Below are 11,747 nucleotides of genomic sequence, written 5' to 3'. Positions count from 1 at the left end.
ATTCCGCTGACCGCCAGATACGCCCGCAGTTTTGCCGCACACCGAGTTGCCTTGGTGGGGGATGCCGCACACACGATCCACCCGTTAGCCGGACAAGGCGTGAACCTTGGTCTGCAAGATGCCGCAGCACTGGCACAAGAGCTGCTGCGCTTGCAGCAAAGTGGTAAAGATATTGGTCGCCATCACCACCTGCGCCGTTACGAGCGCTGGCGTAAAAGTGAGGCGGCACTGATGCTGGCCAGCATGCAAGGGTTCAAAACATTGTTTGATGGTGCAAATCCGGCAAAAAAATTACTGCGTGATATTGGGTTACTGCTGGCCGACAACCTACCCGGCGTAAAACCGCGTTTGATTCGTCATGCTTGTGGTTTAAGTGGCGAACTCCCGACACTGGCAAAACCCGCTACACTTGCCAAAACATCTGTGGCGAGCGTTAAGCGCGAGCGCTAGTGTTGTGTACTCGCCTTGTCAGCATTCGCCATGTAAGTATGACTCAAACATGGCGCGACTAAGCTCATCGTGTACATACCGACAGTCTGCAATATTATTTGCACCTGATATCACCGTGGTAAGGATTGTAAACTATGCCCTCATCCGACACTTGGCAGCCAGATACCTCCGCACTGCACAAACAATATTCCGCCACTGATATCAGCCATGCTGTCGGTGCGCGCTTGCGTGAATTGGGCTGGCATATTGCCACCGCAGAGTCTTGTACCGGCGGTGGGATCATCACCGCGCTGACCGAGATTGCTGGCAGCTCAGATTATGTTGATCGCGGCTTTATCACCTACACCAACCAGTCAAAACACCAGATGCTCGGTGTCTCGTGGCTGACGCTTGATACTTATGGCGCAGTCAGTGAACCGACCGTTTGCGAAATGGTGCATGGCGCACTGCACATGTCAGAGGCCGATGTTGCAATTGCTGTCAGTGGTATTGCAGGGCCTGCCGGTGGTTCAGTAGAAAAGCCTGTTGGTACAGTCTGGTTTGCCTTTGCAAGTCGTACAGGTCGTACGCTAGCTTGCCAACAGCATTTTTCGGGGGATAGAGCACTTGTCCGTATGCAAGCGGTGCATTTTGCGCTGCAAACCCTGCTAAATGAATTTCTCTTTTAAACAGGGCTTGATACTGTATGACTATACAGTATACTGACACCCAACAAAACGAGTGACTGATGCGTGGGGATACATAATGGACGAAAATAAACAAAAAGCACTGGCTGCAGCGTTAGGACAAATCGAGAAGCAATTTGGTAAAGGCTCAATCATGCGTTTGGGCGATACCAAAACGCTTGATATTGAATCTGTCTCTACCGGTTCATTAGGCCTCGATATTGCGCTGGGCATCGGCGGTTTGCCGATGGGCCGAGTCGTTGAAATTTTTGGTCCTGAATCCTCAGGTAAAACTACCCTGACACTGTCAGTGATTGCTCAAGCACAACGTGCTGGCAAAACCTGTGCATTTATTGATGCCGAGCATGCGCTCGATCCACTGTATGCCGCAAAACTGGGCGTACAAGTTGATGATCTGCTGATCTCTCAGCCAGATACCGGCGAGCAAGCATTAGAAATTTGTGATGCACTGGTTCGCTCCGGCGCGGTAGATGTCATCATTGTTGACTCCGTTGCTGCACTGACACCAAAAGCTGAAATTGAAGGCGAAATGGGTGACTCACATGTCGGCCTACAAGCGCGTTTAATGTCACAAGCACTGCGTAAACTGACCGGTAACATCAAAAGTGCCAACTGTCTGGTGATTTTCATCAACCAGATCCGCATGAAAATTGGTGTTATGTTCGGTAACCCTGAAACCACTACCGGTGGTAACGCACTGAAGTTTTATGCCTCTGTGCGCCTTGATATCCGCCGTATTGGTGCGGTAAAAGAGGGCGACGAGGTTGTTGGTAACGAAACCCGCGTTAAAGTTGTTAAAAACAAAGTATCGCCACCGTTCCGTCAGGCTGAATTCCAGATTATCTATGGCGGCGGGATCTCAAAAGAGGGTGAGCTGATCGATCTGGGCGTAAAACATAAACTGATTGAAAAATCAGGCGCATGGTACAGCTATCAGGGCGACAAAATCGGTCAGGGTAAAGCAAACTCCATGAAATACCTGCAAGAGCACGCAGAGATCGGTCAAGAGATCGACGTGAAACTGCGTGAATTGCTGCTGACCAGTACCGAAGGTGCGGTGAGTGAAACTGAAAAAGCCGATGATGCTGATGACAGCCTGAACGACGAATTTTAATGAATACCGCGTTACTTAACAGCGCGCTGCGACTTTTAGCGCAGCGCGAACATAGCCAGACCGAACTGCGCCGCAAATTAGCGGCGCTGTTTATTTCAGAACCTGCTACTGATGATGACTCATCCGCAGAGACCCTGTTCTCAGAATCGGCGGATCCCTCGCGTGAACAAAGGGCTGCTTACAAGCCCGCACATACCGCATCGAGTTTTACTGCAAAGGCTAAATCTTCCCGTCGCCAACCGGCCAAAGCCACACTGCACTTCACTACACAAAGCGCTCTGCCTACAACACAAGTGGCTTTTGATCTGGCGCTCGATGAGGTTCTCGAACACTGCGAACAACAGCACTGGGTTGATGACCACCGCTTTGCCGAGCTGTTTATTCGTAGCCGCAGCCATAAAGGGCATGGCCCGCGCCGTATCGAACAAGAGCTGCGTCAACGCGGAGTCAGCGGTGAAATCATTCAAAATGCACTGGCAGAAACCGACATTGACTGGGCTGAATTAGCTAAACAGATCGTCTATCGACGCTTTGGTGAACCGCTGCCGACAACGCGTGAACAGCGCAGTAAAATTATCCGCTTTATGTTGTACCGTGGCTTTTATCAGGAAGATATTCACTCGTTATGGTAATTCACTGCTGTAAAGCACGGTAAAGCGCATTTTATCGTGGGAAAGTGCTACCAGAATGTACGTCATGTGTGAGAAAATTTATTTATCCGCACTTTGATATTGGTATTTCCAGTTCGACAGCGTGATGCCGTCGTATCGAACAAATACCCCAAGTGATTTACTCTGACTCAGGATTTAGCTGCATGAGCAAAAGCACTGCCGAGATCCGTAAAGCTTATCTCGACTTCTTCCAGAGCAAAGGGCACCACGTTGTGTCTAGTAGCTCACTCGTTCCGGGCAATGACCCAACGCTACTGTTTACCAATGCCGGTATGAACCAGTTCAAGGATGTATTCCTTGGTCTTGATAAGCGTTCATACACCCGCGCAACAACATCACAGCGCTGTGTGCGTGCCGGTGGTAAGCATAATGACCTTGAAAACGTAGGTTATACCGCCCGTCACCACACTTTTTTTGAGATGCTGGGTAACTTCAGCTTCGGTGATTACTTCAAGCATGATGCTATCCGTTATGCATGGGAGTTCCTGACCTCAGCACAGTGGTTAGCCCTGCCAAAAGAGAAGCTATGGGTAACCGTGTATGCTTCTGACGATGAAGCGTTCGATATCTGGGCCAAAGAAATTGGTGTGCCGGAAGAGCGTATTATCCGTATTGGTGACAACAAAGGCGCACCTTACGCCTCTGACAACTTCTGGCAAATGGGTGATACCGGCCCATGCGGTCCGTGCACCGAGATCTTCTATGATCACGGCGATCACATCTGGGGTGGCCCACCGGGAAGCCCAGAAGAAGATGGTGACCGTTACATCGAGATCTGGAATAACGTGTTCATGCAGTTCAACCGTCAGGCCGATGGCACACTGCTGCCGCTACCAAAACCGTCGGTTGATACCGGTATGGGCCTTGAGCGGATCACCGCGGTGATGCAGCATGTCAACTCCAACTATGAGATTGACGTGTTCCAAACCCTGATTGCAAAAGCGGCTGAAATTACTGGCGCGACTGATCTAAACAGCAAATCACTGCGCGTTATTGCTGACCATATTCGTTCCTGTGCATTCCTCGTGTCTGACGGTGTAATGCCATCAAACGAAGGCCGTGGTTACGTACTGCGTCGGATTATCCGCCGTGCAGTTCGCCATGGTTACATTCTTGGCGCGAAAGAGACCTTCTTCTATAAGCTGGTTGGAACGCTGATTGCCGTTATGGGCGATGCCGCGAATGAACTGCAACAGCAGCAAGCGCTGGTTGAGAAAATTTTGCGTCTGGAAGAAGAGCAATTTGCCCGGACTCTCGAGCGCGGCCTGATGCTGCTTGATGACGCACTGTCTAACCTGACCGGTGATGTTCTTGATGGTGAAACTGCATTCAAACTGTATGACACCTACGGATTCCCACTCGATTTAACTGCCGATGTGTGCCGTGAGCGCAATTTGACTGTTGATGAAGCCGGTTTTGATGTCGCGATGGAAGCACAGCGTCAGCGTGCACAAGCTGCCAGCAACTTTGGTGCTGATTACAACGCCATGATCCGTGTTGACAGCCAAACTCAGTTCCACGGTTATACAGCCACCACACATCAAGGGCAGGTTGTTGCACTGTTCCGTGAAGGTCAGGCAGTTGAACAGATCGCTGCCGGTGATGATGCCATCATCGTGCTGGATCAAACGGCATTTTATGCAGAATCTGGTGGTCAGGTCGGCGATAGTGGCCTGCTGCAATCAGCTAATGCCACATTCAGCGTGACTGATACCCAAAAATACGGCAATGCCTTTGGCCATGTCGGTAAACTGGTGTCAGGGAGTGTAAACATCGGTGACACTGTAGACACCCTTGTTAATGCTGAACGTCGTGAACAAATCAGCCTAAATCACTCTGCAACCCACCTGTTACATGCCGCATTGCGTCAGGTATTGGGTGAGCATGTTGCTCAGAAAGGCTCACTGGTTACTGCTGAAAGCCTACGCTTTGACTTCTCACATTTTGAAGCCATGAAAGCGGATGAACTGCGTGCTGTTGAGCGGTTGGTCAATGCACAAATCCGCCAAAACCATTTGATCAACACCGAAATTGTTGATTTGGAAGAGGCAAAAACCAAAGGCGCAATGGCGTTATTTGGTGAAAAATATGAAGAAAAAGTGCGCGTACTGAGTATGGGCGACTTCTCGACTGAACTGTGTGGTGGCGTACATGCTACCCGTACCGGTGACATCGGATTGTTCCGCATCACCTCTGAAAGTGGTATTGCTGCGGGTGTTCGTCGCCTTGAAGCGGTGACAGGGCAAGGTGCAATTGACTTCACTGAGCGCCAGCAAGATCAACTTGATGATGCTGCACAACTGGTTAAATCTGACGCGTTTAGCGTTGCAGATAAACTGCGTGCACTGCTTGATCGCAGCAAGCAATTAGAAAAAGAATTGCAACAATTGAAAGATAAAGCAGCAGCTCAAGAGAGCGCTAACTTGGTGCATAATACCGTTGATGTCAAAGGAACTAAGCTGCTGGTCAGTTTACTCCAAGGCGGAGATGCTAAAGCACTGCGTACCATGGTTGATGATCTGAAAAATCAGCTCGGTTCAGGCATAGTAGTGCTAGGCTTAGTGCAAGACGATAAAGTCAGCCTGATTGCTGGTGTGACCAAAGATCTGGTTGGCAGTGTTAAAGCCGGTGAACTGGTTAACATGCTTGCTCTACAAGTAGGCGGTAAAGGCGGCGGTCGCCCTGATATGGCGCAAGCCGGTGGCTCTGATGTACAGGCATTGCCTGAAGCATTAGCGTCTGTGCAAGCGTGGGTTACTGAACGTCTGTAATCGCGTAACCTAGTGAAAATAAACGTACTGATTGTATATTTTAATCAGTACGTTTTAATTTTTGTGCGGTGCGTCGCTTGCTAATACCGATACTAATGCCACAATAAAATTGCAGAAAGTTGCATAGATTAGGGCAGAGTTAGGCAGCAAGGACCAAGTTTTATAAATTAAGTAAGCAAGAACTTTTGCAGATACGCTTACGTTTTTGTGACTTATATTGGATAATGTCAGTATAATGCTGACACAGAAGCTATTAGTTCAAGGAGCAAAGAATGCTAATTCTGACTCGTCGAGTTGGTGAGACCCTGATGATTGGTGATGAAGTCACCGTCACCGTCTTAGGTGTAAAAGGGAACCAAGTTCGCATCGGTGTGAATGCACCAAAAGAAGTATCGGTACACCGTGAAGAGATTTATCAGCGTATTCAGGCTGAAAAATCACAGCAACCAACGTATTAATACCGAATTACTGGCGTTTAATCGCCCGATTTTTCCGTCAGTTACGGTTATTAACGACTCTAGTGCGTCTTGCATAATATTTTGGTAGGACGCCAATTTCCCTTATTCTTTTCATCTTTCATCTTTCATCTTTCATCTTGTCCCCATCTATTTTTGCTATCTATCGCAGTGGTATTGTCTGGAATTTCCTCTTTTATGGCTAAATATGCCTACACAGCATGCTCTGTTCAGCAGAGTATTTTCACCGTCTTAGCCATATAAAAAATATCGCACGATCACAAAACCGATTTTTCCTCTGTTTTATTGTTATAGAAAATTAAAAAATACCGATTTGTGGGATACAGAAAAAAGCCACTTTCCTGAGACTGACTCGGCATCACTGAGATAAATGAACTGAAAAATCAGCATATTGTCTGTTAAATGCGCAATTGATGGCATTTTGCCAGTGAGTACGCTAAAAGTGTTTGACTTATAAAGCAGGGAAAGTAATATGTGCGCCACACAACGCCGGTGAGATGGCCGAGAGGCTGAAGGCGCACCCCTGCTAAGGGTGTATAGGGGAAACTCTATCGAGGGTTCGAATCCCTCTCTCACCGCCATTTTGAATTGCATCTGTAGCTCAGCTGGATAGAGTACTCGGCTACGAACCGAGCGGTCAGAGGTTCGAATCCTCTCAGATGCACCATTCAATTTGTATGCGGTCATAGGGAATATGCAGTGCATCTGTAGCTCAGCTGGATAGAGTACTCGGCTACGAACCGAGCGGTCAGAGGTTCGAATCCTCTCAGATGCACCATTTATAGCAATTAATCGTATCTACATTAAGTAATACGGTTGATTAAAGCACACGGTGAGATGGCCGAGAGGCTGAAGGCGCACCCCTGCTAAGGGTGTATAGGGGAAACTCTATCGAGGGTTCGAATCCCTCTCTCACCGCCATTCTTTTGCAAAGCACGAAAAGCACTTTTCGATGCATCCGTAGCTCAGCTGGATAGAGTACTCGGCTACGAACCGAGCGGTCAGAGGTTCGAATCCTCTCGGATGCACCACTTTGTTTTTTGTTATGCAAGTAGACTGGCCCAGCATTTTGCATCTGTAGCTCAGCTGGATAGAGTACTCGGCTACGAACCGAGCGGTCAGAGGTTCGAATCCTCTCAGATGCACCATAAATTAACATATTCTTACATAACAGCGGCACTCTAGCGGTGTACTCTGCTTTTGATAAGCGTATAGTTATTTGCAAGGCATGATTAGCAGATAAATCACTGTTAATTATGAGGATAAAAGAGTTAATGAGCGCATCCGTAGCTCAGCTGGATAGAGTACTCGGCTACGAACCGAGCGGTCAGAGGTTCGAATCCTCTCGGATGCACCATCTTTTATCTGCACGATATTGGTTATTGCTATTATCGTGAGCAGCTTTTTCATTCAGTGTTAATGGGAAAGTGTTAAGTTAGTGAAATACTCTTGCATCCGTAGCTCAGCTGGATAGAGTACCCGGCTACGAACCGGGCGGTCAGAGGTTCGAATCCTCTCGGATGCACCATACAAATATTGCTGCGAAAAAAAGTATTACTGAGTTATCAGGCTATTTTTTCGGGGTGATAGGTTAAAAACAGACACTGCATCTGTAGCTCAGCTGGATAGAGTACTCGGCTACGAACCGAGCGGTCAGAGGTTCGAATCCTCTCAGATGCACCATCTTAGTGAAAAGCCTCGTCATTGACGGGGCTTTTTGCGTTTGGCGCTTGTTTAAGGCTAACGGTTTCCTGTTGTTAACGTTTTTCCGCGTTTATCACTGCTGTATGCTTCTGATCTTTATAGTCTCCTTTCCTTTCATGTTTAGTTTTTGTCTTTTGCCTTTTATCTTTTTCCCTCTATTTATTGTGTTGTGTTTTTGAGTGTGTGCTGACTTAGTCTGTACTCAAGGCGTTGCATAAATCGGTGAAAGCATCACAAAACAGCATGTGGCCGCTGCAAGCGAGAGGGGATTTACGGTACAGTAATCTTGTTTGCACCGGTGTGGTGCGGTTGAGGGCGTAGCCCTGTTAAGTAGGAGTTGTTATGTACGATAGCTACCAAGGGCTGATTTTTGATATGGATGGCACGATTATCGAGTCACTGCCCGCGCATCGTCAGGCATGGATAGAGATCTTGGGGAAATACGGGCTGCCGTATGAGCCAGAGCTGATGGCATCACTCAGTGGCGCGCCAACATGGTCAATTGCCCAGTCAATTATTGATCGCCACGGTGCTGATTTAAATGCCGTGGCGCTGGCCAAAGAGAAGATGCAGCAATCGCAGAAGTATCTGTTTGATCTGTGTGAGCCGTTGCCGCTGATTGAGGTGGTAAAGGCGTATCATGGTCGCCGCCCTATGGCAGTAGGTACTGGCAGTGATACGGCGATGGCTGAGGCTATTTTGCAGCATATGGGGTTGCGCCACTATTTTGATGTACTGGTTGGTGCAAATGATGTTACCGCGCACAAACCGAACCCGGATACATTTTTACTCTGTGCATCGCGTATGGGCGTTGCACCTGAGCATTGTGTGGTGTTTGAAGATGCCGATTTTGGTATTCAAGCAGCCCGCAGTGCAGGAATGGCTGTGGTTGATGTGAGAACGCTGGCCTGATGTTGGCGGCATTTGATGCCTGGGTCGCCAGTAGCGGGCTGTGGGGCCTGCTACTGAGTAGTTTTCTCAGTGCTACGCTGCTTCCAGGTAATTCTGAAGTGCTGCTGGTGATGCTTTTACAGCAAGCACAGTGGCCCGTTTGGCAGCTAATTGTGGTTGCTTCAGTGGGGAATACGCTCGGAAGTGTGGTGAGTTTGCTGATGGGGCGAGGCGTTGCTGAAATAGCGCCACAGCGTGGTCTGACTACCGCTACCCGCTGGGTAAAAAAATACGGTGTCTGGTCATTACTGTTTAGCTGGCTGCCACTTATTGGCGATGTTTTGTGTCTGCTGGCGGGGTGGTTTCGGCTCTCTTTTTGGCCGGCTACACTGTTTATTTTATGGGGAAAAACGTTACGTTATCTTGTCGTTGCACTTATATTTCAAGGTGTTAACCATATATTTACCCTGTAGTATAAAGAGTAACCGATTGTTATACCGTAGAAATTTGGGCATTTAACCAGTATCCTTATCAGATCAAAAGTTCAGGTTGGTTGAAGGAAGGGTTATTTTGATTCCTGACGTATCTGCTGCACTCTCATGGTTAGCAGCAAACCCACATGTCGTTCAAGGTCTGGGGCGGGGTATCGAGCGTGAAACGCTGCGGATTACGCCTGATGGTCATTTGGCTCAAACTGGCCACTCTGCGGCGTTAGGCTCTGCCCTGACACACAGCTGGATCACCACTGACTTTGCAGAGAGCCTGCTTGAATTTATCACGCCGGTAGAGCGGGATGTTGACAGTCTGCTCACATTCCTGCGCGATATTCAACGTTATACCGCACGCAATATCGGTGATGAGCTGTTCTGGCCGCTCAGTATGCCCTGTTTTATCGGTAAAGAGAGTGACATTGTTCTGGCGCAATACGGTAAATCGAATATCGGTCGCCTGAAAACGCTCTACCGTGAGGGGTTGAAAAATCGCTACGGTGCACTGATGCAAGTGATCTCCGGTGTGCACTATAATTTCTCACTGCCGGATAGCTTTTGGCTGACAAGGTTTGGCAGTGATCTTGATCCTCAGGCTCTGCAAGATAAGATCTCTGACGGCTACTTAAAGCTTATTCGTAACTATTACCGCTTTGGCTGGGTGATCCCGTATCTGTTTGGTGCTTCTCCTGCACTGTGCCGCTCGTTTATCGCCGGGCGTGAAGATGTGCTGCCGTTTGAGTCAAACAGCAAGGGGTTGATGTATCTGCCGTATGCCACGTCATTGCGAATGAGCGATCTGGGCTATACCAATAAAGAGCAGAGCAAACTGGGGATTACGTTTAATCAGTTGCGCCCGTATGTGGATGCACTGAAAAAAGCGATCCATCAGCCATCACAGCAATATGCCAATATCGGCGTTAAAGTCGGGGATAAATACCGTCAGCTCAACAGCAACGTGTTGCAAATTGAGAACGAGTTTTATGCTCCAATTCGGCCTAAGCGTGTCACGTTGGCCGGAGAGTCACCGTCTGATGCGTTATTACGCGGCGGTATTCAATATATTGAAGTGCGAGCGCTTGATAATAATCCGTTCTCGGCAATAGGTATTGATGCTGAACAGGTGCGTTTCTTAGATCTGTTTATGATCTGGTGTGCGCTGGCCGATGCACCAGAAATGAGTGAAAGCGAGTTACTCTGTTGCCGTAAAAACTGGAATCGGGTGATCCTTGAAGGACGCAAACCGGGGCAGACAGTCGGTATCGGGTGTGAAGAGGCGCGTCAGCCACTGGCTGATGTTGGGCAGCGTTTGTTTGCGGATTTGCTGAGTGTGGCTACCGTGCTTGATGGCGCTGATTCTGATACCTATCAGCGGTTGTGTACTAAACTGATGAAAGCGTTTGTTGATCCCTCGTTGACACTCTCAGCCCAAGTGCTGGATCAGGTGCTGGCAAAGGGGATTAGCGGTTTTGGTTTGGAATTGGCCAAACAGTATCAGCAGCAGTTATCCAGTGAAGCGTTGGAAATGCTTTCTGATGCGCAGTTTGCGCAGGAGCAGGCCGACTCTTTTGCCAAACAAGCGGCAATTGAAGCAGCAGATACCCTTAGTTTTGATGATTACTTAGCTAGCCAGAAAGGGTAACTGCCCGTTTTAAACGGGGGCTATGGTTTTTGCGGGATAAAAAAAAGCCACATCAACCGATGTGGCTAAAAATAACATCTCTGCAGGTGTATTCAGGGATGTGATGACAACAAATAGCGCGTCTTACTGTAAATTAAGACCGGCACAGTGCGAAAAGGTTTCCCGATTCAGGCAAATAAATTTATTTATTTTCACATAAGATAAAATAGTCAAGGAAGTCAAACTCATGCCGTTATTGGATAGCTTCACTGTTGATCATACCCGAATGAAAGCGCCGGCCGTTCGCATTGCAAAAACCATGCAAACACCGCACGGGGATGCCATCACCGTTTTTGATTTACGTTTTTGCGTCCCGAACCAAGAGTTGCTGAGTGAAAAGGGTATTCACACCCTTGAGCACCTGTTTGCTGGGTTTATGCGTGATCATTTAAATGGTCAGGGCGTTGAAATTATTGATATTTCACCGATGGGCTGCCGTACCGGATTCTATATGAGTCTGATCGGTGCGCCAGATGAAGCTCGTGTGGCCGCCGCATGGTTGGCAGCAATGCACGATGTTGTCGCCGTGCAGCAGCAATCGGATATTCCTGAGCTTAATGAGTATCAGTGTGGTACCTGCAACATGCACTCACTGAGTGAAGCACAGGCAATTGCTGCACAGGTCATTGCGCGGGGGGTTGTGGCTAACTCAAACAGTGAACTGGCACTTGATGACGCGCAGTTAAAAGCACTCGCTATCCGATAATCTACTGTTTTATAAGTGATCGTGTTTATAGGTAATACTTTTTATCTATCAAAAATGCGGTTGTAAATAACATCCATCAAAAAGCCCTGCACGTGAGTTACGCGCAGGG

General features: G+C 48.3%; 10 protein-coding genes and 9 tRNA genes. All 19 read left to right on the top strand.

The window, feature by feature from the left end; translation table 11 throughout:
* A partial coding sequence (locus ACRC27_RS01470) for an FAD-dependent monooxygenase (protein ID WP_438638986.1) occupies window positions 1–450 on the top strand: 450 nt, incomplete at its 5' end.
* 134 nt (window positions 451–584) lie between these two features.
* A complete protein-coding gene (gene pncC, locus ACRC27_RS01465; protein ID WP_438622486.1) occupies window positions 585–1,118 on the top strand; it encodes a nicotinamide-nucleotide amidase in 534 nt (177 codons plus the stop codon).
* A 76-nt stretch (window positions 1,119–1,194) separates the two neighbouring features.
* Window positions 1,195–2,250 carry a recombinase RecA gene (gene recA, locus ACRC27_RS01460; RefSeq protein WP_438622487.1) on the top strand — a complete coding sequence of 352 codons (1,056 nt, stop codon included), beginning with the start codon at window positions 1,195–1,197 and terminating at the stop codon, window positions 2,248–2,250.
* Entirely contained in the window at window positions 2,250–2,882 is a 633-nt protein-coding gene (locus ACRC27_RS01455) for a regulatory protein RecX (RefSeq protein ID WP_438638984.1), read from the top strand. The genes recA and ACRC27_RS01455 overlap by 1 nt, the downstream gene beginning before the upstream one ends.
* Window positions 2,883–3,064: 182 nt before the next feature.
* The gene (gene alaS, locus ACRC27_RS01450; protein WP_438622489.1) at window positions 3,065–5,692 is read left to right on the top strand and encodes an alanine--tRNA ligase; all 2,628 of its coding nucleotides are present in this window, start codon (window positions 3,065–3,067) and stop codon (window positions 5,690–5,692) included.
* Between the two features lie 272 nt (window positions 5,693–5,964).
* The gene (gene csrA / locus ACRC27_RS01445; protein ID WP_438622490.1) at window positions 5,965–6,150 is read left to right on the top strand and encodes a carbon storage regulator CsrA; all 186 of its coding nucleotides are present in this window, start codon (window positions 5,965–5,967) and stop codon (window positions 6,148–6,150) included.
* Between the two features lie 509 nt (window positions 6,151–6,659).
* Window positions 6,660–6,749, top strand: a tRNA-Ser gene (locus tag ACRC27_RS01440).
* A gap of 9 nt (window positions 6,750–6,758) precedes the next feature.
* Window positions 6,759–6,835: transfer RNA gene (locus ACRC27_RS01435), tRNA-Arg, on the top strand.
* Between the two features lie 34 nt (window positions 6,836–6,869).
* Window positions 6,870–6,946 (top strand) — tRNA-Arg (locus tag ACRC27_RS01430).
* A gap of 53 nt (window positions 6,947–6,999) precedes the next feature.
* A tRNA-Ser gene (locus ACRC27_RS01425) sits at window positions 7,000–7,089 on the top strand.
* A gap of 33 nt (window positions 7,090–7,122) precedes the next feature.
* Window positions 7,123–7,199, top strand: a tRNA-Arg gene (locus tag ACRC27_RS01420).
* A 40-nt stretch (window positions 7,200–7,239) separates the two neighbouring features.
* Window positions 7,240–7,316: transfer RNA gene (locus ACRC27_RS01415), tRNA-Arg, on the top strand.
* 132 nt (window positions 7,317–7,448) lie between these two features.
* Window positions 7,449–7,525: transfer RNA gene (locus ACRC27_RS01410), tRNA-Arg, on the top strand.
* Window positions 7,526–7,619: 94 nt separating this feature from the next.
* Window positions 7,620–7,696: transfer RNA gene (locus ACRC27_RS01405), tRNA-Arg, on the top strand.
* A gap of 78 nt (window positions 7,697–7,774) precedes the next feature.
* Window positions 7,775–7,851 (top strand) — tRNA-Arg (locus ACRC27_RS01400).
* A gap of 363 nt (window positions 7,852–8,214) precedes the next feature.
* Window positions 8,215–8,784, top strand: a complete 570-nt coding sequence (gene yqaB / locus ACRC27_RS01395; RefSeq protein ID WP_438622491.1) for a fructose-1-phosphate/6-phosphogluconate phosphatase — start codon at window positions 8,215–8,217, stop codon at window positions 8,782–8,784.
* Window positions 8,784–9,236 (top strand): YqaA family protein, encoded by a 453-nt coding sequence (locus ACRC27_RS01390; RefSeq protein ID WP_438622492.1) that lies wholly within the window; start codon window positions 8,784–8,786, stop codon window positions 9,234–9,236. Before yqaB ends, ACRC27_RS01390 begins: the two co-directional genes overlap by 1 nt.
* Before the next feature lie 97 nt (window positions 9,237–9,333).
* Complete coding sequence (gene gshA / locus ACRC27_RS01385) at window positions 9,334–10,893, top strand: glutamate--cysteine ligase (protein WP_438630558.1); 1,560 nt, start codon at window positions 9,334–9,336, stop codon at window positions 10,891–10,893.
* A 226-nt stretch (window positions 10,894–11,119) separates the two neighbouring features.
* On the top strand, window positions 11,120–11,638 hold the full coding sequence (gene luxS / locus ACRC27_RS01380; protein WP_438622494.1) for an S-ribosylhomocysteine lyase: 519 nt from the start codon (window positions 11,120–11,122) through the stop codon (window positions 11,636–11,638).
* Window positions 11,639–11,747: the final 109 nt, after the last annotated feature.

The organism is Plesiomonas sp. (assembly GCF_051650925.1).
In the GTDB taxonomy this organism is placed as follows: domain Bacteria; phylum Pseudomonadota; class Gammaproteobacteria; order Enterobacterales; family CAMTGL01; genus Plesiomonas.
This window is presented reverse-complemented; position numbering and strand designations above follow the sequence as displayed.